Here is a 21,751-nt window from a genome sequence, read left to right on the forward strand (position 1 = left end):
AAGATAACCAATAGTTTCAATTTAAGAACGTAAACCATTGTTGAAATTTCTCACTTAAAAAAGGGATTCCTTTTTTTTGGTTTTTATAAGCCATAATCCAACTGTAAATCCAAAGTACAAAGGTCACAAACCATATAATATCGCCAGTTTTTGTGTCAATTTGCGATTGTATAACCAGGGATGATATAAATAGCAAAACCAAGCCGAACATGTTTTTTATATGCCAAGTAGGAAATTTGTGATTTTCATCGCGATTTATAAAATAAGCAATTATAAATCCTACAAAGGGAGCATAGGCAATCATAGCAGTTGATTTGCCTGGAGGAGAAGTCTTCATTATTTATTTAAAATCAACTGGTTATTTGAATAAATTCCGTAAGCTTTTCCTTTGAGTTTTTGTCCTAAAAGTGCTGCGTTTTTGGAAGTAGAAAGTATATTTTCTTCAGAAAACACCCAATTATCATCTGGATTAAACAATGTAATTGAAGCGGTATTACTTTTCTCTATAGCTTCTGATGTTATTTTAAATTCATCTTTTAGGCCTGTAAGTTTCTTAACAGAATCTTCAACTCCTAAAACTGAATTAATTGCGCCAAAACAAGATTCTAGGCCTATACTTCCAAAGTAAGCGTGGTCGAATTCTACTTTTTTGTGCTCTATGTCTATTGGATTATGGTCACTTGTAATAGCGTCAATAGTTCCGTCTTTTAAACCTTTAATTAATGCTTTAGTGTCTTCATTTGTTCGAAGAGGAGGGAGTAGTTTAAAGTTTGTGTCAAACTCTTCCAAAACATCATCGGTTAATGTTATATTGAAAATACTTACGCTACAGCTTACATTTAGTCCTTTTTTCTTGGCTGCTCTAATTAGTTCTACCGATTTCTTTGTAGAAATTGTCGGGATGTGAAGTTTTCCACCTGTGTATTCTAACAGATACAAGTCACGAATAACCTGAAGTTCTTCAGAAAGAGCAGGAATACCTTTTAAGCCAAGTTTAGTGCTATTTTCTTCTTCGTTAACCACGCCGTTTTTAGCCACCGATTTATCAAATGGAAATGATTGTACTAGTCCGTCAAAGTTTTGTGTGTACTGCAACGCGATTTTAAGCAAATTGGCATTAGAAATTGGATTCTTATAATCGTAGAAAGCTACTGCACCTTCATTTTGCATATCGTATAGTTCGGCCAAATCCACTCCTTTACTGCCGGTTGTAAGTGCACCAATAGGGTAGAGGCTAACGGCATTTCCTTCGCCTTTACTTTTTAGGAATTTTATATACCCTTTACTATCTGTTACAGGAAATGAGTTGGCGTTAACAGCTACACTTGTAAACCCGCTATATGCTGCTGTTTTTAATCCGTTTTCAACGTTTTCGCGCTCTTCAAAGCCTGGCTCTCCAAAAGAAACACTGCTATCAAACCATCCTTGTGAGATATGAAGATTTTTCAATGAAATTTCCTTAACCTTTTCCGAAGAAGGAATTTTAGCGGCAATTTTAGAAATTGTACCATTCTCTATTAATACATCGCGTTTCTTTAAGTGATGCTTACTAGCTTCATCAATAATAGTTGCGGATTTAAGTAGTATCTTCATATATTAAGATTAATTTCTTTTTTCTCTCTATTTGATAAACTTTAAGATTAACATTTCAAAAAGCAAAAAGAGCAGTGCAAAAATAGCAAACCATTTCCAAAAACTGTTGATTGAATTTGCTTCTGTTATCGATTCGAAGAGATTGTCTATAGAGCTGTACACATTTACAGCATTCCATTCGTCTGGATTTAAATAGAGTAGATCACTTTCGCTTCGGCTATAATTATAACTTATATTTTCTAAAGATTCGTTTTCCTTTACAATTTGATAGTTTCCAGCATTTGTAGGCTCTTCAGTAGTAGTGATTAATACATAATTAGCTTTTGTTTGCTGCAATGGAATAAACTGACTTATACTATCTTTTATTTTTAAAATTTCGTTTTGTCCTAGTTTTACAGGTACTGCAACTGAATTCTGTTCACCAATAGTATAATAGAGGTGTGGAAGGGGTAAACTTTGTAAGGCCATATTGTAGATCGTTGGAACGATTAATGGCGAGTTTTGAAAATTTGAATTCTCCTTGTTTATTGCTGAAGTAAATAAATACGTTTTGTTTTTTTGAAGTAAAAATGGTTGGTTGTCCTCAAACCTTATCGCAGGGGTAGCATTGGTTGAAATAGTATAAAATGAACTAACCTTAGGATATTGAAAATTTGTTACTTCTTTTTCAAAAACATCTTTAAATAAGGGGTGTGAAAAAACTATGTTTGAAATCTTTTTCTCTTGTGAATTTACTGTGGAGATACTTCCAAACCCAAGGGTTAATAGATGATTGTTATAACTGTTTACATCTACTTCCGGATTAGGAATTATAAGCATACTCCCGCCGTTATCGCTAAACGATTTTAAAGCAGTACTCAATGAAGCTGGAATCTCTTCTAACTCGTTTAAAATTATAAAATTCTGATTAGGAATTTCGTTGTAATTAAGGGTTTTAAACGTTTGTTGGGTAAATTGGAATTCTTCTTTTTCTAACAAGCGTTTTAAAAAATTGCCGTTCGCTTCATTAATGGCTAAAACTTTAATCTTTTCTGGTTTGTTGATATTGAAGAAAAGTGTGTTGTCAAAAGTTAAATTAGGGTCGGCAACCTGAAGCTTTCCAGTAAATTCTTTTGAATTATCTATGTCGAAAGTAACCGTACCATTTTTGCTAGTTGAGAAGTTAACTGCAGTTTTTGCAACCAATTTGTTATTATTATACAGTGAAATTGGAGCCTCTGAAAAATCATCCCCAGATTTTGAAACTTTTACCTGTAACTGAATAGCAGAAGCATTTTTTGAAGTGATATAAACGCTGTCGATAGCGATATTTGAGTGTTTCACAGGTTTTAACTGTACTGCATCTACAATTATGTCGTCTGAAATAGTAGGAAAAGCTTCTTTTTGTTGAAAGTCTGAAATATAGATCAATCTTTTAATTACATCTTTTTCATTAGAAAAGAGCTGATTTGCCTTCAGTAATACTTGAGAGGGAGTGAGTTGATTTTGCGAGTATGTTACAGAGAGAATTTCGTTTTTAAAGTCTTGAGCCGAAGTGTTTTTTCGTTGAGTATTATTGGTAAACCAGCTTAGTTTTTCAGTAGATGCAGAATTCTCAAACAAATCTTGTAAAGCGCGTTCAAGCAGTGGGCCTTGATTTCCTTTTGCTTGCATACTAAACGAATTGTCTATATAGATTACCGTTTCTTTTTCGTTTTTTAAAGCAGTTTTTGAAGCTGTAAAAGGTTGTGCGAAGGCAAAAATAAGTGCAGCCATTGCCAATAGACGCATTAAAAGTGTCAGCCATTTTTTTAGCTGCGAACTTTTACGGGTTTGTATGTTTATTTTTTTTAGAAAAGCAACATTGGTAAACGCTACTTTTTGAAATCGCCGAAGTTGAAAAAGATGAATAAATATCGGTATCAGCAGCAGGAAAAGAGCGTAAAGAATTTCTGGGTGTTTAAACTGCATTCCTAAAATTATAAATTCAAAGATAAAAAACGGAACTTAATAACAACTAGATTACTAGCTTAAAACCATTTATTTTTCCTTTAGTTGTTTAGGGGTCTTCTTTTTCGTTTTTTTAATGTAAAATTTAAAAGTTGTTCCTTTTCCTTTTTCTGAGGTAACCTCGATATCACCCCCTAATTTATTCACTAATTTTTTAACCGTAGAAAGGCCAATCCCGTTCCCTTTTTTTCCATAACGGTCTAATTCGCCCACAGTTTCAAAAAGGTTGAAAATGCTTTTGAGCTTTTCTTTTTCAATCCCTACACCATTATCGGTGATTGTAAAATAGTAATAGCCTCTTTCTTTCCAACAATTGATATCTATTACTATTGTTTCTTTATCGTTATATTTTAGACTATTGGTGATTAAATTTAATGTAATCTGTTCTAAGGCAGCTCTATTGGCCTTCATCTCGATATTTTCTTCAGGAAGATTTATTTCACAGTCATAATTAATATTAAGAAGTTCGATAATATCTTCTAAAAGATCGTGACTGTCAAAAACTTCTTCAATTAGGGAAGCTGTTTTGTCACTCTCGTAATGTTCAAGCATTCCTGTGATGTATTCACTTAAAGTAAAAGAAGATTGCTTTATATATTCCAAATATTGCTTGCCTTGGTCGTCGAGGTATTGACCGTATTTACTGCGAAGCATATCCGAAGTGATTATCATATTGGCGAGTGGCATTTTCATGTCGTGAGAAACCATTCCTGCGAAGTTTTTAAGTTCTTCGTTTTTCTCCTTCAATTCATTTTGAATAACCATCAATTCTCTATTTCGCTTTTTGGCTTCAAAGAGATTAACCACCTGAAACGCTAAAGCGATTAGCGCCTTTTTCTGTTTGGAAGTAAGTTTACGAGGTTTAGTGTCGAAAACGCACAAAGTACCTAAAGGATACCCATCGGAGTTTATTAGCCGAACGCCAGCATAAAAAATAGCATTCATTTCGGTAACAAGCGGATTATCTACAAATCGAGGGTCTTTTCTAGCGTCTTCAACTATAAAAATACTAGACTCATCTAATATGGCGTGGCCACAAAAAGAGGTGCTTCTTGGGCTCTCATTAAAGGGAATCCCGTAATGCGATTTCAAAAAATTTCTGTCGGATTCTACTAAAGTAACCAAGGAAATAGGCACATCACAAACAGTAGCAGTAACTAATGTAAGGTTGTCAAAGTCTCTTTCAGGTAAGGTGTCTAATAAGTCATAAGACCGCACTGCTTCAAGACGTTGTTCTTCATCAATAGGAATTCGAGGTTCTATCAAGACTTTGTGTACTTTGTTAAAAACATCAAATAAATGACATTTTTTAATTAAACGTAAATATACAATTTTTCACATTAAAAAATCAAGAAAAAACAAGGCTTAGCAAAGGGGTAAATTGCTTGTCAAAATTGTTCAAAAACTCCAAGTCCAAATAACGCGAAATCGTATTTAACGGGATCTTTTGGGTCTAACTTTCTAAGGGAAGCATCAAGTTCGGCCAATGCTTTACCGTCGTTTTGTTTTCGTTTTAAAAGCTTTAATTTCCTTGCTACATTGCCACTGTGCACATCTAGCGGACAAGAAAGTTGGGAAGGGGAGATGCTATTCCAAATTCCAAAATCTACACCAGCATGGTCATTTCTTACCATCCAACGTAAGAACATATTTATTCGTTTGGCGGCAGAATTTTTTAAAGGGTCGCTAACGTGCTTTTGCGTACGAGGAAGATGTGGAAGTTCGAAAAATACTTTCTTGAACTGATGTATAGCAGTTTGTACAGAATCTTCTTCGGAATATTTTGCAAAAACACGCTCCAATCCGCCGTGGTTGTTATAAATGTTTTGAAGTGATTTTAAAAAGTAGAACAAATCGTCGCTATTAAAAGTGCGATGTACAAATCCATCAAGCTTTTCTGAATCGTCTTCATTTAGATTCATTATGAAGTCGTAAGGCGAATTGCCCATTATATCCATTAAACGATGCCCGTTATTAATGATGCTCTTTCTGTTTCCCCAAGCTATAGTAGCAACTAAAAACCCTGCAATTTCAATATCTTCTTTTAACGTAAATAAATGCGGAATTTGTATGGGGTCACTTTCAATAAAATCTGGGTTATTGTAGAGAATAACTTTTTCGTCGAGAAATTCTTTAAGCTGCGCCTTATTCATTGATATACTTTATTGCGTATAATTTTAAGTAAGTATTACTCCGTCTTGCATTACCAATTTTCTATCGGCCATATTAGCAAGCTCTTCGTTATGAGTAACAATTACAAATGTCTGTCCAAATTCATCTCTTAATTTAAAGAATAAGTTGTGAAGGTTTTCTGCGCTTTCGGTATCTAAATTTCCACTAGGTTCATCCGCTAAAATTATAGCAGGATTATTTATTAAAGCTCTTGCTACCGCTACACGTTGTTGTTCTCCACCAGAAAGTTCATTCGGCTTGTGATCTTCACGGTGCGAAAGCCCTAAGAATGAAAGTAATTCTTTAGCTCTTTTTATTGCCTCAGCTTTAGGTGTGTTTTTTATAAAGGCAGGAATACATACATTTTCTATAGCGGTAAACTCAGGAAGTAACTGATGAAATTGAAAGATAAACCCTAAATTTTCATTGCGAAACTTAGCTAATTTTTTCCCAGAAAGTGAACCTATATCCACACCGTTTATATCTAATTTACTTTGTGATTTATCAAAAGCATCTAAAGTACCTAAAATCTGTAATAATGTAGTTTTACCTGCACCTGAAGCACCTACAATTGATACAATTTCACTTTTTTTAATATGAAGATTAACTCCTTTTAAAACGTGTAAATTGTCGTAGTATTTATGAATGTTTTGAGCTTTAATCATCGCAAAATTTTAAAATGTGAAAGTACTATTTATGACGCTATAATACAATCTCATTGGGAATATTGTTTTTATTCGGACATATGTGTTTATTTTTGATTTTCAATAATTAAACATATAATAAATGGCCACCTATAGATATTTTGAAGAATATAATCAACCTGTAACCGACGATTTGATTGAGGATTACAGTAAAATTTTAACTTCAATAGGAGAAGATGTTAACCGTGAAGGAATTGTAAAAACCCCTGAACGCGCTGCAAAAGCAATTCAGTTTTTAACGTCGGGTAACCATCAAGATCCTGCTGAAATTTTAAAAAGTGCAATGTTTGCAGAGTCATATCACGATATGGTAATAATAAAGGATATTGAACTTTATTCTTTATGTGAACATCATATTCTGCCTTTTTTCGGGAAAGCACATATAGCTTACATTCCTGATGGACATATTGTCGGCTTGAGTAAAATTCCAAGAGTGGTAGATGTTTTTGCACGAAGACTTCAAGTTCAGGAGAGGTTAACTCATGATATCTTAGAATGTATCAACAACACCTTAAAACCTAAAGGAGTTGCTGTGGTTATTGAAGCTTCACACATGTGTATGATGATGAGAGGAGTACAAAAGCAGAATAGTGTAACTACTACTTCTGGTTTTAGAGGCCAATTTGAAGCTATTGAAACTCGAAACGAATTCCTAAAACTGATAAGTCACGATCTTTCATAAAGTAATTAAAAGGTTAACTAGCTTATAAAGAAGTATTTTGGCGTTTGAGTAATATTTTGGAATGTTTTTTGTTTTAGATATAGAAACAAAAATTACTTATAATGAAAGACGAAAAATATAAACTTCTCCGCCAAGGAATACTTTATGATTTAATAGGGATGTCAACCATGGCTATTCCTGTGGTAGGTCCATTTTTGGATATGATCTGGGCACCGTTGGCTGCCAAGCAAATGTCTAAAATGTATAAAGGTAATGAAGGTAAATTAGCTTCTGTTGTTGTGTTCTTGGAAGAAATTCTACCATTTACCGATATAGTTCCAACATTTACACTTATGTGGTTGTATACTTTTGTATGGAAAAAGAAACCAGCACCACAAACTATCGAAATTAGAGTTGATGAATAATTAATGTAGTTAGAGCGCAGTTGAAATTATACATTTCATAGCTATTGCGCTCTAACTACATCTTTTTAAATTCTATATTTCTACTTTCAGTTTTATATTCACACTTCTTCCTATATCTAAAATTCCGTCTGGCTTAAATCTAGATAGGTGCGAAATGTACTCTTTGTCCGTTAAATTTGTACCGTTTACAGCCAATTTTAGCATGACATTATTGAGTTTAAAACTACTCTCAATACCAGCACTCAATAGTGAATATCCACCAGTTCTTGTTTCAAAATTTCCTGTGTTTTTCTGGTCTAAAGTATTTTTTAGCGTTATAAACACCGAACTTGATTTTCTAGATTTTCCATCTTGAAATTCTACTCTAAAGGTATTTCGAAGTGAATTTGCCGGAATTAGTGGTAGGTAATTATCATTCTTTAATTTCCCTGTTACGGTCTCAAAGCTGCTCTCAAAGTGAAGCCAATCTAATGGATGTGGGTGCAAGTGAAATCCGAATTCTCCACCATATAATGAGGCGTTATCTTGTAAGTAGTCGTAAACAGGAGTGTCATCAATAACTTCATCTGTAGGAGAAATAAAGATATAATCGTTTACAGCATTGTAGAATCCATTTGCAAAAATTTCGATGTGCTCATTTCTATATTCTATGGCAAGGTCTGTTTGAAAGTTTTGTTCACTGTTTAAATTGTGATTTCCTCTTTCAAATCTATTTGTCCCTTCATGTACGCCATTTGACGTTAATTCGGCTAAGTTTGGCGCGCGGAATCCACTAGCAAGGTTTAACCGAGCTGAAATTTTTTCGAATAAATTTATCTTCGCCCCAAGTGCCGCAGCGAAACTATTGAAATTTTTATCTAAAGCAGGAATGAAATCTTCTTCTAAAGGATTTCGCGCAGCTTCACTGTCAATTTTTCTTGAATCAAATCGAATTCCAGCTTGTATGTCAATTTGGTCTAAGTGAAAGTGAGTTGTAGCGAAAACACCGATATCAGTAGTTTTTGCATCTGGAATTAAAATTTCTTCACCCTCGTTTTTGTTGTTTTGAAACATTCCTTGTAAACCAACAATAGTTTCAAAGTTGCCTAATTCTGGAAGGTGGTATTTTACATCGTAATTAAATGTACTTAACTTTAATCTTAATGCCGCAGTCGATTGATCATCTTCAAACTCTCTACGGTCGTTAAACAAGTATCCTGCTTTTATATCTAAACTAGAGTTGTTGAAGAAAATAGTATTGTCTAAACTTACAATATGGTTATCTACTTCTTGAAAAGGCAATTCTAAATCTTTTGATTGTGTTTGCTCTCCAATTTCTTCAGGGATTCCGATGTTGGAACGGTTGTAGTTATATCTAACAGTAGATTTAAATTTACTCCCTAAATACTGTAATCCAGTTTTGAAATCCTTTTCGTTAAAACGAGAGTTTGTAACGCGATAATCTGCCCCTGTTTTATAATCGCTAAATGAAGAGTACGAGCCACGAGCTAAAAAGCTTAGTTTTTCACCAGAAGTTTTTACTCCTAGGTTTGTAGAAGTCCCTAAGGTATTTGAGAAATAAGTACTGTTTAAGTCTCCGTGAGTTTCTCCAGATCGTGCAAATCTTTCAGGATTTAGGTATAGAACACCCCCTAAGGCATCGCTTCCGTATAAAAGTGAGGCAGGGCCTTTAATTACTTCAACACTCTCAATTCCTGCTTCATTAATTCCGAGTCCGTGCTCATCCCCGAATTGTTGGTTTTCTAAGCGAACGCCTTGTGTATAAGTAAGAACTCGATTGGAGCTCAAACCGCGAATAACGGGTTTTCCAATTCCTACACCAGTAGAAATTACATCAACTCCCGCTATGTTTTTTATGCCTTCTGCAAGAGTTACAGCGCCTGAAGCATTTAATGATTCGGTAGATACACGTTCTACTTTCATCACATTTTCACTTTGTAATTTGTGGAAAGGTGTAGAGATGATTACCTCTTCCATTTCAACAGCACTTTCTTCTAGCTGAATAGCTTTCGTAATGGTTTTACCTTTTGTAAATAGTATTTTCTTCGAAACAGTAGTATACCCCAATGCCGAATAAACTACGTTATAGTTTCCGTCAGGTATATTATTTACGATATAATTGCCATCAAAATCCGAGGTAGTCCCTTTTTCGAGTTGTGGGATATACACAGTGGCTAATAAAGGTTCGTTTGAGTTTTTTGATATAATTGTTCCAGTTAAGGAGTTTTGTGAGTTTGCTGCTGTGTATAGCATAAGAGCAGCAACAAAAAATAAAATATTTTTCATTTCTTAAAAATAGTTGGGGATAAGGTTTATTAACTGCTCCAGCTATCTATACTCTAAAAAGCATAAATATTTGTCAAGAGCAGATAATAGCCTTCCTTGAATTTAAAATTGATTTAATAAAAGTGTGTAACTAGGTAATTAAGAGTGTAGAGGAGGACCTCTTAGGTAGTACGCAGCGTACTCGCCTTCAATTTTAGGAAGAATATATAAAGTTTCCGTGTTTTGGAAACTGTGAATAGTTACAACCTCAGGTAATTCTTGAGGATTAAAATTAAAGATTGAAAAGTGAAAATCAAATATCGAACAGTCTAGTTGCTTTTCGTGAATATGTGACGATACATCTGTACATACTTCGTGCTTATGACCTTCGAAACTGTGCGCAAATTGAATTGCAGCAGGAAGCATCAAAGCAATCGAGAAGATTGTTGCTGTAAGAAATTGCGTTATTTGATTCTTAAAAAAACTCATTCCTTAATTAAAAATCCGAGACCTAAGTTGCGAAGCATTTTCTTTTCAAATGTCCAAAAGAAATTAAACTGACCAAAAATCCAACCAAAGAACACTAAAAGCACTTGGTAGATAGGGAATATAATTAATATTCTAAACGGCCAATATACATACCAACCCATTTCCTTTGAAATCCCAAAAAACTCAGTGACAGGTGCAGCTAGTTTTGCGGCAGAACTTCCGGTAATGGCAAAAACTAAAAAAATTATATATAGTTGGGTGTTGGATTCAACATTCCAACGTTCTTTAAGCTTTTTCAATTTCTTCCTCCTATAAATTTCTGATTGTATTTCTGCTGAAAATAAACGAAGTAGTTATACAGTAAATAGTTTACTTCATACCCATAATCTACTGCTGTATCGTAATTTATTTGTTCAGTGTATAGATTTCTAGAATAATTTTGAGGTTGTAAAACGCGACTGTTATATTCTGAAACAAAAAGTCTGTTTTTTGATTCTAAAAAAGATTGTCCGTAATGCCCTGGTTTTGGTTGTGAAATAAGCCAAGAGTCGAAACCAGGCTCAATAATCATTATTTCGTATTCCAAACTATCGTTAGCAATACGTATTGTATCACTCTCAGTAGTATCCGTAGAAGAGTTGTCAATTGCTTTGTTTCCAGTTCCACAACTTAAAATTGCGAGCGAAAAAGCAAATATGAGTAATAGGTTTTTCATAGAATTATGATTTTTGCAAAGTTAATCATTGTAAAACAAAGCTAAAGGGATTTAACTATGATTTAAAAAAAATACCGTAACTTATTAGAAAGCACGGTATTTTTAATAGTTATAAAATCTAATTTATTTTCCGAAGAAACCACCTAAAATATTGCCTAAGCCCCCTTTTTTCTGACTTCCACCACCAAGAACCATTCCTGCAATATCATCAATAACACTTCCGTCGTTATTTCCATCGAGTAACGATTCTATCATAGATTGTTGTTGAGATTGTCCACTTCCGCCGCCCATTAGGCCACCTAGTAAGTCTCCAATTCCAGAATTTGAATTTACATTTTGTTGCTGCTTTTGCTTTCCTAAATAACCTAATAAAATAGGTGCTGCAACCTGTAAAATTTGCATCACAGAACTGGAATCTAAACCTGATTTTTGTGATAAAGCGTGTACGGCAGTGTCTTTAGACCCTCCTAATACATGGCCTAAAATTCCGTCGCCATCTTTTTTTACTTCTTCATTTACACCACCGCTAAAAAGACTTCCTAAATTATCTAGAATACTTCCGTCGTGCTTGTTGTTTAAAGCATTCATTAAACTTGCTGCACCGCCTTCGGTATTTGCATTGCGTTTCATAGCACCCATTAGTATTGGCATTGCCATTGCAACTACCGATGCTGTTTTATCTTCTGGTTGGTGTGTTTCTTTACTAATGCCTCCTACAATTTGTTTTCCGAGGTCACTATTCAATAAATCTAAAATTCCTGACATGATCTTTTTTTAAAATTTGGTTATTTACAAATGATTAATTCAAGTAAAGTTAAGTAAAAATAGACTGGTATTATAAAAACAGAGCTTACTTCATTGATTTTTAAGTGATGTTTAACTTATTTCTTCAATATCGAAATAATTCGATTTGCGAGCTCTATTCCAATTCTATCTTGCGCTTCATTTGTAGCCGCACCAATATGTGGGGTAAGTGAAATTTTTTCGTTCATAAGAACTTTAATTGAAGGAGTAGGTTCGTTTTCAAAAACATCTAAAGCTGCGAAGGATACTTTATCATCTTCTAAAGCGTCTAAAAGGGCGTTTTCATCAAGTATCCCTCCACGTGAAGCATTTATAATTCCTACACCATCTTTCATTTTTGCTAATTCATTCTTCCCGATTAAATATTCTGATTGAGAAGGTACGTGTAAGCTGATGAAATCACTGTTTTTTAATAATTTATCAATTGGAGCGGTTTTAATTTTTAGGGTTACTTCTTGACCGTCGTAAAATTCTAAAGTTATATCGGCTTCTCCAACTTCATAATCGCTTGCAATAACTTTCATCCCACACCCTAAAGCTATTTTTGCAACCTGACGACCAATCCTTCCAAAACCAATAATACCAAGGGTTTTGTTGCGCAGTTCTCTCCCTCCTGCATAATTCTTTTTCATTTCTTTAAACCTGCTGTCGCCGTCTAAAGGCATGTTTCTATTAGAGTCGTGTAGATACCTTACTCCTCCAAATAGATGGGCAAAAACAAGTTCGGCAACAGAGCCAGATGATGCTTCTGGAGTGTTTATTACATCTAGACCGTTTTTAAGAGCATAATCAACATCAATATTATCCATGCCCACACCACCGCGACCTATAATTTTTAGAGACGGGCAATTGTCTATTAAATTCTTTCTAACCTTAGTTGCACTTCGAACTAAAAGCACGTCAATTTTATGTTCATTAATGTAGTTTTGGAGCTGTTCTTGAGCTACGTGTACTTTTAAGACTTCAAAACCTTCTGCTTCTAAAATTTTTATTCCGCTTTGTGATATTCCGTCGTTCGCTAATATTTTCATTTAAATATTTTACTGAGTTTATAATCGTTAATTCCTCTGTTCGCTCTAGAATTAGGCGCGCTTTTCAAAATCCTTCATTACCTCGACCAATAGCTCTACGCTTTCTAATGGCATGGCGTTGTACATGGATGCGCGATACCCCCCAACACTTCGATGTCCGTTAATACCGCTTATTCCAGCTTCTTTAATTAGGCTATCAAAGGAGTCTTTTAATTCTGGTTTCTTAATATTAAAAGTGGCGTTCATTTTAGAGCGATCTTCCTTGTTGACCACAAACCCATCAAATAAAGGATTTCGATCTATTTCTTGATAAAGGATTTTAGCTTTTTGATTATTCACTTTCTCAATTGCCGAAATGCCTCCTAAATCTTTTAACCACTGTAGCGTTAACATTGATACATAAACTGGAAAAACAGCAGGGGTGTTAAACATACTGTCTTTTTCAATATGCATTTTGTAGTTAAGCATTGATGGTATAGCTCGAGAAACTTTACCTAGAATGTCTTCCTTTATAACAACCAAAGTAGTTCCTGAAGGCCCCATATTTTTTTGGGCTCCCGCATAGATTAAACTAAATTTTGAAAAATCTAACTGACGAGAAAAGATATCACTACTCATATCGCATACTAAAGGCACATTAATTTCGGGGAAACTTTGCAATTGTGTACCAAAGATGGTGTTGTTACTTGTACAGTGAAAATAATCTACATCTGAAGGTATGCTGTAGTTTTTCGGGATAAAATTGAAATTCTCATTTTTTGAACTAGCTACTTCAACTACTTCTCCTAAAACCTTTGCCTCTTTTATGGCTTTATCACTCCAAGTTCCTGTATTTAAATAAGCAGCTTTGTTTTCTAAGAGATTGTATGCCGTCATTAGAAACTGAAGGCTTGCACCACCGTGTAGAAATAAGGCTTTATATCCCTTTTCTTGTAGTCCGAGGTGTTCTAAGGCTAGATTTCGGGCGGTTTCCATAACTTCCACAAAATCTTTACTCCTATGCGATATTTCTAATATTGAAAGACCTAAATCATTAAAATTTAAGACAGCTTCAGAAGCTTTTTGAAAAACGGGTTGTGGTAAAATACACGGACCTGCACTAAAGTTATGTTTCTTCATTTAATTAGTAAATTTGAGATAGTAAATATAGGGTTGTAAAACATTCAAAATAAATCTATTGAATGTGTTTTGCCTAAACTACATTTACTAAAAGCTTATAATGCAAAAGTGCAAAATACAACCCTAAAAATGTTGTATCTACTTGAAATTTATTCAGATAATTTCAATAAAAAATCGATTGTATCCACACCATCTGCATAATCCCATAATTCAGGATTTTGAGCCTTTCCAAATGAAATTTCGTTTGGTAATCCTGCTTTAGTAACCACGCATTGAATATTATCTGCTTCAGTTTCTAGTATTTTTTTCACAGCGTACTTTGAAGTGTATTTTTCAAAGAAAAGTACTGAGATAGGAGAGGAGAAGCCTGAATCTTCTTTTAATAACATAAACTCATTGTCCAGCAGTGGAAAGCTGTCCATTAAATAAACAGCTTTGTTGTAGTCGTAATTATTTATGTATTTGTGATTATGGATTATTTCTTTCCAGCTATACATTCCTTTAAAAAATGGCTCGAAATCATAGTCTTCTGGAATGTATATTTTTGAAACATTCCGGCAACCAAGTCCGAAATATCTAAATACATCATCAGCGAGGTTCTTTAGATCTTCTTCTGTTTCTTCTCCAGTTAATACAGCAACTGAATTTCTGTTTTTACGAATAATATTAGGATACTTTCCGAAGTAGTAATCAAAATACCTAGCGGTGTTATTGCTTCCTGTTGCGATTACAGCATCAAATGTCGTTAATCGTTCGTCAGTAAATTCAATATAATTTTTAAACCTAGGTTCGATTGAAATTAAAATTTGCCCAATGAAAGGCAGAAGCGTTTTGTCGTTTGATGAAAGCTTAGCTAATGCTTTATTTCCTGTAATTAATACTGAAAGGAAATCGTGAAACCCTACAAGTGGAACATTTCCAGCCATAATAATAGCAACGGTTTTTGGTTCCACCGATTCTATTTTATAATTAGAAATCCATTGTTGTAAGTTTTCTTCGGAAAGAGCATTGCCCCAACTATTAAGTGCAAAGTGTATATTTTCCTGAGTAAACCAACCGTTTTCGGCTTCAGCTCTTTTTAGAATACTTTCAATATTAAGGTTGTTTATTTCTGGACGCTCTTGTGTAGATTCAATGTTTATTTCTCTAAGAAACTTACCTAAAGCTGTAAAAGCGTTAATTCTATCTTTTAATTGCATACTTAGTTTGGAGTTGCCCTTAATAGGCGTTAAATTTGCACAAAGTTAAAAAAAGTAAATACCATGGCAATTATAATAACAGATGAATGTATAAACTGCGGTGCGTGCGAACCAGAATGCCCTAATACAGCTATTTACGAAGGAGCAGACGATTGGCGTTATGCCGATGGTACTGATCTAGATGGTGATGTAGTACTGCCAAACGGTAAACAGGTTAATGCAAATGAAACCCAAGAACCAGTTAGCGACGAGATATATTACATAGTTCCAGATAAATGTACCGAATGTAAAGGTTTCCACGATGAGCCGCAATGTGCTGCTGTTTGTCCTGTAGATTGCTGTATTCCTGACGACGATCACGTAGAAAGTGAAGAGGAACTATTGGCAAAACAAGCGTTTATGCATAAAGAGTAAAATTTCTTGATTCTAAATGAAAAAGCAACCCAATAGGTTGCTTTTTTTGTTTATTTAAAATTGTGTTCTTCCAGATAAATTAGAATTGAGATAATCTATATAAAGAAAAATGCCCTTTAAATTATGTTTTAAAGGGCATTTTTTAGAATTGAGGAGTTATATTCTATTTATCCTGTTGTTGGATATTTACTGAATTACTCTTCATTGGCTTTATACCACCAGTTTCATTTAATCGATAGATTACAGAAACTACCGCGTCTTTATCGGTATCGTATTTCTCTACAACAAAATCACCATCATCATTAAAATATCCGAAAGATGATTTCCCGTTTTGAGACATGATGTAGTATCCATTCTTTGAAGTAGGCTTGATAATAGCATACTCTTCGTGAGTTGCATTGTCTTTAACAGTCATCATTCTGTAACCATCCTTATCTCGCTGATTTATGAATTTAAATCTATTTCCTTCATAACCGTAATTAACTTCAGTGTTAATTGTTGCAGGTTGAACTACCATTTCTTGATTCGTTCTATTGGCATCTTTTTCAGATAATGAAATTGCCTGCTTTTGAGTTTTAGTTACAGCTTTAGTTGAAACATCTACACCTTTTTCGCTTTTAACTGCGGTTTTAGTAGTAATAGTTTCCTGTTTTTTGTTCTTATTGTCTTGAGCAAAAACTGTAGTAAATGCTGCTAACGCTATAATTGTTAATACTTTTTTCATAATGGTTGTTTGTTATTTGTATTGATTTATTCAAAAGTACAATCATAAAATGTTAAAAAAACCTAAAACATTGATAATCATTTCACAATCTTGACGAAAACCGACTTTTGGGAATACTATTTTAAACTATCCTTACTATGAGTACCATAAATTGGAAATTATATAAGTTGTTTTATAAGGTGCTGCCTAATTACTTTTTTTTAGCTTAGACATTCTTTTTGGTCTTGCTTCAAGTTTAGCTCTTCTTTCGGCTAATTCCTTTTCTTTTTGTAATTGAATTTGTTCCAATTCTTTTCTCTTTTGTGCAGCTAACTCTTTCTGTTGTCTAATAGAAGCTTCTAGCTTTTCCTCTTGTTTTCTTTTATTCTCAAGGATTAGCAATTCATTTTTCTCGTCGGTACTCAATTCATCTGTAAGTAATTTATTGTCGCGATTTTTTTTACTTTCAATTCTAAACTCCTGATTAGTTTGATTGTCGTCACTCACAATTACGGCGCCGCTTTCAGTATCCGTTTCTTTAACTTCTTTTACTTCAACTTCACTTCCTTTTTTAGTAACTACACGTTTAATTGTTGACTCCTGTTTTACTGTCTTGTTTTCTTGAGCTTGAACTCCAGCAAGTGTTAGAATGGCTAAAGCAAGACTCATTACTGCGTTTTTCATAGTATTGGTATTAAAGGTTATTGAGTAAAATTAAATGAATAGTTGCTGATATAGGCTATAAGTTTAGTGAAATAAAACATAAACTTTTTTTAAAAACCATTTGAAATCAATTATTGAAAGTCTGCTTTGAAGATGTATATTTGCACCTTCGTAAATCAAAATTGAATTTTTCTTGATTTACCCTAAAAAAATATAATAAATGAAAGCAGGTATCGTAGGATTGCCAAATGTTGGAAAATCCACTCTATTTAATTGTTTGTCTAATGCCAAGGCGCAAAGTGCGAATTTTCCATTCTGTACAATTGAACCAAATATTGGAGTAGTAAATGTACCGGATAAACGGTTATTGAAACTTGAAGAATTGGTAAAACCAGAACGTGTGCTTCCAGCAACTGTTGAAATAGTTGATATTGCAGGACTGGTAAAAGGAGCGAGTAAAGGGGAAGGATTAGGAAACCAGTTTTTGAGTAACATTAGAGAAACCGATGCTATTCTTCACGTTTTACGTTGCTTTGATAATGATAATATTGTGCACGTTGACGGTAATGTAAACCCTATCCGTGATAAGGAAACTATCGATATCGAACTTCAATTAAAAGATTTAGAGACTGTAGATAAAAAACTTGAAAAAGTAAAACGTGCAGCTCGTACTGGAAATAAAGAAGCTCAAAAAGAAGAGGCAGCTTTATTAAAAGTAAAAGCAGGTTTGGAAGCCGGTATATCTGTTCGTGCTATCGATTTAACTGAAGACGAAAGAGAAGAATATATTAAGGGCTCTCAATTTATTACAGACAAACCAGTAATGTATGTGTGTAATGTTGATGAAGACTCTGCAGTAAATGGAAATGCTTATGTTGAACAAGTTCGTGAAGCTGTAAAAAATGAAAACGCAGAAGTGTTAGTTTTAGCAGTTGGTACTGAAGCCGATATTACCGAATTAGATTCTTTTGAAGAGCGTCAAATGTTCCTAGAAGATTTAGGTCTTGATGAAGCAGGTTCAGCAAAACTAATTAGAAGCGCTTATAAACTATTAAACCTTCAGACGTATTTCACTGCAGGTGTAAAGGAAGTTCGTGCTTGGACTATTCCTGTTGGGGCAACAGCACCACAAGCTGCGGGAGTAATCCATACAGATTTTGAAAAAGGATTTATTAGAGCTGAAGTTATTAAGTATGAAGACTTCGTAGCATACGGTAGTGAGGCCAAAGTAAAAGAAGCTGGAAAGATGGGCGTAGAAGGGAAGGAATATATCGTTAAAGATGGCGATATTATGCACTTCCGATTTAATGTTTAAAACTGAAAATGATTTAAGCAGTGAGTTGAATTTATCTCATCTATCTGCTTAAGAATCAAAATATAGATGGATTTATTTCTTGAAGAAACTATTCGTATAAACGGAGTTTTTTCTGAAGTAAATCCATTTCTTTTTCCATCTTATCCATTCGATTAAGCATTCGTCTTATAACGTCAAGTCCTTCAAAATTTATCCCCAAATCGTTGTGCAATCTAAACATACGTTCGATTTCTGAAATATCGTTCTCATCTATATAAAGGTCATTTTGCTTTTCTTCAAATACAATCAAACCGTATTCGTAAAGTCTATTAATAAAAGTGTCTTCAATATTTGAGTGTTTGCAGTATTGTTCCACTAGTATGTATTTTTCTCGTGCCATTATCTCAGTTTTGAAAGTTCGGTAAACAGTTCTTTTTCTTTTGCTGATAGGTTTTTAGGAAGTTCTACCTTATATGTTATATATAGATCTCCAAATTGTCCGTCCTTTTTGTATTTAGGAAGTCCTTTCCCTGTGAGTTTTACTTTAGTATCGTTTTGAGTTTCGGGCTTAACATTCAATTTTACTTTTCCACTTAATGTTTCTATGGTTATTTCACCGCCTAGAAGCGCAGTGTACAACGAAATGTTTTCGGTGGCATAAATGTCGCTTTCGAGTCTTTTAAATCGGGTGTTATTGAATATCTCGAAGGTGATGTATAGGTCACCTTTAGGACCTCCATTCATTCCCTCACCACCATAACCTCTAATTTTAATTGTTTGTCCGTCTTCAACTCCTGCAGGGATTGTAAGTCTAATTTTTTTATCTCCTACACTTATGGTTTGTTTTTGATCATGAAGAATATCGGTTAAATTTAATCGCAGTGTAGCATTCAAATCTTGACCTTTAAATTGAGCTGTTCGTCTGCGTCCACCGCCACTAAATCCACCGCCGCCAAACATCGATTCAAAAAAGTCTGAAAACTGACTCTCATCAAACCCTTGTCCGCCACTAGTATAAGTTCTCTGATTGCTATATCCCTGTGAACCTTGTTGTTGTCTAGCTTTTTCATAGGAATCAGCGTGTTGCCAATCTTTTCCATATTGATCGTATTTTTTGCGCTTTTCAGGATCGCTCAACACTTCATTGGCTTCGTTTATTTGCTTAAACTTTTGCTCGGCCGACTTGTCGTTTGGGTTTAAATCAGGATGATGTTTTCGAGCGAGTTTTCGATATGCTTTTTTAATATCGGCTTCACTAGCGCTTTTTGTGAGCCCAAGAATTTTGTAGTAATCTATAAATTCCATTTGTGTTATTAGATTAGGCCTATGAAGTTATAAAAATAAATGCTAGCAATCAACATAGCCCCGAATTCTTTACAAAAGTTTAGCAGTCTGTAAAAGTTTTCGATTAGGAAAAAATATGTTATTGTTTTTAATTAAAATAAGTGTTATGTTATTCAGAAGTATAAAATATATTTGCGCATTAGTGGCTAAAAACTAATTACTAACAATAATATACATTTTATTGTTAATTACTTTCCGAAGTATTGGTTTCACAAGTGCTCACGTATATTTATATTAGCAACCCTACACAAAATTTTTATGGCCGAAACACAATATACCGAAGATAACATACGCTCCCTCGATTGGAAAGAACACATTCGTATGCGTCCCGGGATGTATATTGGTAAGCTTGGTGATGGATCTTCGCCAGATGACGGAATTTACATCCTTCTAAAAGAAGTGCTTGACAACTCTATTGATGAGTTTGTTATGGGCGCGGGAAAAACTATCGAGGTTCGCATAAAAGAGAAAGAAGTGAGAGTTCGCGATTATGGTCGTGGAATACCGCTAGGAAAAGTGATTGATGTAGTTTCAAAAATGAATACCGGAGGTAAGTACGATAGCCGTGCATTCAAGAAATCTGTTGGATTGAATGGGGTAGGTACTAAAGCCGTGAATGCCCTTTCTTCATTTTTTAAAGTAGAATCTGTTCGAGATAACCAAATGAAAGCTGCAGAGTTTTCACTTGGAGAGCTTACAAATGATTTGGAGATAGAAGAATCATCAAAAAGAAAAGGGACCAAAGTGGTTTTTATTCCGGATGAAACAATCTTCAAAAATTTTAAATTCCGTACAGAGTATGTTGAGAAAATGCTCAAAAACTATGTTTATCTAAACCCTGGATTAACAATAGATTTTAACGGACAAAAATTCTATTCCGAAAATGGATTAAAAGACCTTCTTCAGGAAACTATTAGTGAAGAAGATATGGCGTATCCAATTATTCACTTACGCGGTGATGATATTGAGGTAGCTATAACACATAGTAAAACGCAATACAGCGAAGAATATCACAGTTTTGTAAACGGACAAAACACCACGCAAGGAGGTACGCATTTGGCTGCTTTCCGTGAAGCTATTGTAAAAACCGTTCGTGAGTTTTACAACAAAAATTACGATGCTAGTGACGTGCGAAAGTCAATCGTTTCGGCAATTAGTATCAAGGTTATGGAGCCTGTTTTTGAAAGTCAAACAAAAACTAAACTCGGTTCTACCGACATGGGTGGCGATTTGCCAACTGTGCGAACCTATATCAACGATTTCGTAAAAACTAATCTCGATAATTTTCTACATAAAAACCCTGAATCGGCAGATGCTATTCAGCGAAAAATAGTTCAGGCAGAAAGAGAGCGTAAAGAGCTTAGTGGAATCAGAAAACTCGCTAAGGATAGAGCTAAAAAAGCGAGTCTTCACAATAAAAAATTACGCGATTGCCGTGTGCATTTGGGAGATATAAAGAATGAAAGAAATCTAGAGTCTACGCTGTTCATTACAGAGGGGGATTCTGCAAGTGGTAGTATTACAAAGAGTCGCGATGTAAATACTCAAGCCGTATTCTCACTTCGAGGAAAACCATTGAATACTTATGGTATGACCAAGAAGATTGTGTATGAAAACGAAGAGTTTAACTTACTACAAGCAGCGTTGAATATCGAAGATTCCATGGAGGACTTGCGATATAACAATATTGTAATTGCAACGGATGCCGATGTGGATGGGATGCACATTCGTTTATTGCTGATTACATTTTTCCTTCAGTTTTTCCCTGAGTTGATTAAAGAAGGACATTTGTATATATTGCAAACACCACTTTTCCGTGTTAGAAATAAGAAAGAAACTATTTACTGTTATTCAGAAGAAGAAAGAGTAAATGCTATAGAAAAACTTAAGCCAAAGCCTGAAATTACACGATTTAAAGGTTTGGGGGAGATTTCGCCAGACGAATTTGTGCATTTTATTGGAAACGATATTCGTTTAGATCCAGTAATGCTAGATAAGTCTATGAGTATTGAAGAATTACTTTCATTTTATATGGGTAAAAACACACCGGATAGACAGGAGTTTATTATCGATAATTTGAAAGTGGAATTGGATAGAGTAGAAGAATAATTTATTTAGAACACGCTTAATAGCGTCCTTATTAAAAAATACACCTTATTGTTCTTTC

Annotated in this window: 23 protein-coding genes; 5 read left to right on the forward strand and 18 right to left on the reverse strand. The window is 34.3% G+C overall.

Annotated features, from left to right (window positions below; genetic code table 11):
* Nucleotides 1–16: 16 nt before the first annotated feature.
* The 6 genes from H4O20_RS06450 to H4O20_RS06475 form a co-directional block, all read right to left on the reverse strand.
* Nucleotides 17–337 (reverse strand): hypothetical protein, encoded by a 321-nt coding sequence (locus H4O20_RS06450; protein ID WP_139854852.1) that lies wholly within the window; start codon nucleotides 335–337, stop codon nucleotides 17–19.
* On the reverse strand, nucleotides 337–1,593 hold the full coding sequence (locus H4O20_RS06455) for a dihydroorotase family protein (protein ID WP_185098652.1): 1,257 nt from the start codon (nucleotides 1,591–1,593) through the stop codon (nucleotides 337–339). Before H4O20_RS06455 ends, H4O20_RS06450 begins: the two co-directional genes overlap by 1 nt.
* Nucleotides 1,594–1,620: 27 nt before the next feature.
* A complete protein-coding gene (locus H4O20_RS06460; RefSeq protein WP_185098653.1) occupies nucleotides 1,621–3,543 on the reverse strand; it encodes a BatA domain-containing protein in 1,923 nt (640 codons plus the stop codon).
* A 69-nt stretch (nucleotides 3,544–3,612) separates the two neighbouring features.
* Complete coding sequence (locus tag H4O20_RS06465; RefSeq protein ID WP_139854849.1) at nucleotides 3,613–4,848, reverse strand: ATP-binding protein; 1,236 nt, start codon at nucleotides 4,846–4,848, stop codon at nucleotides 3,613–3,615.
* A gap of 122 nt (nucleotides 4,849–4,970) precedes the next feature.
* Nucleotides 4,971–5,735 carry a TIGR02757 family protein gene (locus tag H4O20_RS06470; protein WP_139854848.1) on the reverse strand — a complete coding sequence of 255 codons (765 nt, stop codon included), beginning with the start codon at nucleotides 5,733–5,735 and terminating at the stop codon, nucleotides 4,971–4,973.
* Between the two features lie 24 nt (nucleotides 5,736–5,759).
* Nucleotides 5,760–6,419: an ABC transporter ATP-binding protein gene (locus H4O20_RS06475; protein ID WP_139854847.1), complete on the reverse strand. Its 660-nt coding sequence runs from the start codon at nucleotides 6,417–6,419 to the stop codon at nucleotides 5,760–5,762.
* A gap of 121 nt (nucleotides 6,420–6,540) precedes the next feature.
* Here H4O20_RS06475 and folE point away from each other — a divergent pair, with 121 nt between their 5' ends.
* Both folE and H4O20_RS06485 read left to right on the forward strand, forming a co-directional pair.
* A complete protein-coding gene (folE, locus tag H4O20_RS06480) occupies nucleotides 6,541–7,140 on the forward strand; it encodes a GTP cyclohydrolase I FolE (RefSeq protein ID WP_185098654.1) in 600 nt (199 codons plus the stop codon).
* Between the two features lie 101 nt (nucleotides 7,141–7,241).
* Nucleotides 7,242–7,544: a hypothetical protein gene (locus H4O20_RS06485; RefSeq protein ID WP_185098655.1), complete on the forward strand. Its 303-nt coding sequence runs from the start codon at nucleotides 7,242–7,244 to the stop codon at nucleotides 7,542–7,544.
* 72 nt (nucleotides 7,545–7,616) lie between these two features.
* On the opposite strand, the gene H4O20_RS06490 is transcribed toward H4O20_RS06485, so the two are convergent.
* The 8 genes from H4O20_RS06490 to H4O20_RS06525 form a co-directional block, all read right to left on the reverse strand.
* Complete coding sequence (locus tag H4O20_RS06490) at nucleotides 7,617–9,830, reverse strand: TonB-dependent receptor (protein WP_185098656.1); 2,214 nt, start codon at nucleotides 9,828–9,830, stop codon at nucleotides 7,617–7,619.
* A gap of 138 nt (nucleotides 9,831–9,968) precedes the next feature.
* Nucleotides 9,969–10,298 carry a hypothetical protein gene (locus H4O20_RS06495; RefSeq protein ID WP_139854843.1) on the reverse strand — a complete coding sequence of 110 codons (330 nt, stop codon included), beginning with the start codon at nucleotides 10,296–10,298 and terminating at the stop codon, nucleotides 9,969–9,971.
* Entirely contained in the window at nucleotides 10,295–10,597 is a 303-nt protein-coding gene (locus H4O20_RS06500) for a DUF6787 family protein (RefSeq protein ID WP_165148221.1), read from the reverse strand. Before H4O20_RS06500 ends, H4O20_RS06495 begins: the two co-directional genes overlap by 4 nt.
* Nucleotides 10,594–11,013 carry a DUF6146 family protein gene (locus H4O20_RS06505; protein WP_139854841.1) on the reverse strand — a complete coding sequence of 140 codons (420 nt, stop codon included), beginning with the start codon at nucleotides 11,011–11,013 and terminating at the stop codon, nucleotides 10,594–10,596. The genes H4O20_RS06500 and H4O20_RS06505 overlap by 4 nt, the downstream gene beginning before the upstream one ends.
* A gap of 123 nt (nucleotides 11,014–11,136) precedes the next feature.
* Nucleotides 11,137–11,778: a DUF937 domain-containing protein gene (locus tag H4O20_RS06510; RefSeq protein WP_139854840.1), complete on the reverse strand. Its 642-nt coding sequence runs from the start codon at nucleotides 11,776–11,778 to the stop codon at nucleotides 11,137–11,139.
* Nucleotides 11,779–11,894: 116 nt separating this feature from the next.
* The gene (locus H4O20_RS06515) at nucleotides 11,895–12,848 is read right to left on the reverse strand and encodes a D-2-hydroxyacid dehydrogenase (RefSeq protein ID WP_185098657.1); all 954 of its coding nucleotides are present in this window, start codon (nucleotides 12,846–12,848) and stop codon (nucleotides 11,895–11,897) included.
* A 51-nt stretch (nucleotides 12,849–12,899) separates the two neighbouring features.
* On the reverse strand, nucleotides 12,900–13,967 hold the full coding sequence (gene serC / locus H4O20_RS06520) for a 3-phosphoserine/phosphohydroxythreonine transaminase (protein ID WP_185098658.1): 1,068 nt from the start codon (nucleotides 13,965–13,967) through the stop codon (nucleotides 12,900–12,902).
* A 149-nt stretch (nucleotides 13,968–14,116) separates the two neighbouring features.
* A complete protein-coding gene (locus H4O20_RS06525; protein WP_185098659.1) occupies nucleotides 14,117–15,166 on the reverse strand; it encodes an acyl-CoA reductase in 1,050 nt (349 codons plus the stop codon).
* A gap of 63 nt (nucleotides 15,167–15,229) precedes the next feature.
* On the opposite strand from H4O20_RS06525, the gene H4O20_RS06530 reads away from it, so the two are divergent.
* Nucleotides 15,230–15,580: a 4Fe-4S dicluster domain-containing protein gene (locus tag H4O20_RS06530; RefSeq protein ID WP_139854836.1), complete on the forward strand. Its 351-nt coding sequence runs from the start codon at nucleotides 15,230–15,232 to the stop codon at nucleotides 15,578–15,580.
* Nucleotides 15,581–15,743: 163 nt separating this feature from the next.
* Here H4O20_RS06530 and H4O20_RS06535 read toward each other — a convergent pair whose 3' ends face one another.
* Nucleotides 15,744–16,304: a hypothetical protein gene (locus tag H4O20_RS06535; RefSeq protein ID WP_139854835.1), complete on the reverse strand. Its 561-nt coding sequence runs from the start codon at nucleotides 16,302–16,304 to the stop codon at nucleotides 15,744–15,746.
* A 186-nt stretch (nucleotides 16,305–16,490) separates the two neighbouring features.
* Nucleotides 16,491–16,967 (reverse strand): hypothetical protein, encoded by a 477-nt coding sequence (locus H4O20_RS06540; RefSeq protein ID WP_139854834.1) that lies wholly within the window; start codon nucleotides 16,965–16,967, stop codon nucleotides 16,491–16,493.
* A gap of 199 nt (nucleotides 16,968–17,166) precedes the next feature.
* Here H4O20_RS06540 and ychF point away from each other — a divergent pair, with 199 nt between their 5' ends.
* Nucleotides 17,167–18,261, forward strand: a complete 1,095-nt coding sequence (ychF, locus tag H4O20_RS06545; protein ID WP_139854833.1) for a redox-regulated ATPase YchF — start codon at nucleotides 17,167–17,169, stop codon at nucleotides 18,259–18,261.
* An 88-nt stretch (nucleotides 18,262–18,349) separates the two neighbouring features.
* Here the strand turns inward: ychF and H4O20_RS06550 are convergent, their stop codons facing one another.
* Nucleotides 18,350–18,640 (reverse strand): chaperone modulator CbpM, encoded by a 291-nt coding sequence (locus tag H4O20_RS06550; RefSeq protein ID WP_185098660.1) that lies wholly within the window; start codon nucleotides 18,638–18,640, stop codon nucleotides 18,350–18,352.
* On the reverse strand, nucleotides 18,640–19,545 hold the full coding sequence (locus tag H4O20_RS06555) for a DnaJ C-terminal domain-containing protein (protein ID WP_185098661.1): 906 nt from the start codon (nucleotides 19,543–19,545) through the stop codon (nucleotides 18,640–18,642). Before H4O20_RS06555 ends, H4O20_RS06550 begins: the two co-directional genes overlap by 1 nt.
* A gap of 297 nt (nucleotides 19,546–19,842) precedes the next feature.
* On the opposite strand from H4O20_RS06555, the gene H4O20_RS06560 reads away from it, so the two are divergent.
* The gene (locus H4O20_RS06560; protein WP_139854830.1) at nucleotides 19,843–21,693 is read left to right on the forward strand and encodes a DNA topoisomerase IV subunit B; all 1,851 of its coding nucleotides are present in this window, start codon (nucleotides 19,843–19,845) and stop codon (nucleotides 21,691–21,693) included.
* Nucleotides 21,694–21,751: the final 58 nt, after the last annotated feature.

It is taken from the genome of Aequorivita sp. 609, assembly GCF_014212065.1.
GTDB classification, from domain to species: Bacteria; Bacteroidota; Bacteroidia; order Flavobacteriales; family Flavobacteriaceae; genus Aequorivita; species Aequorivita sinensis.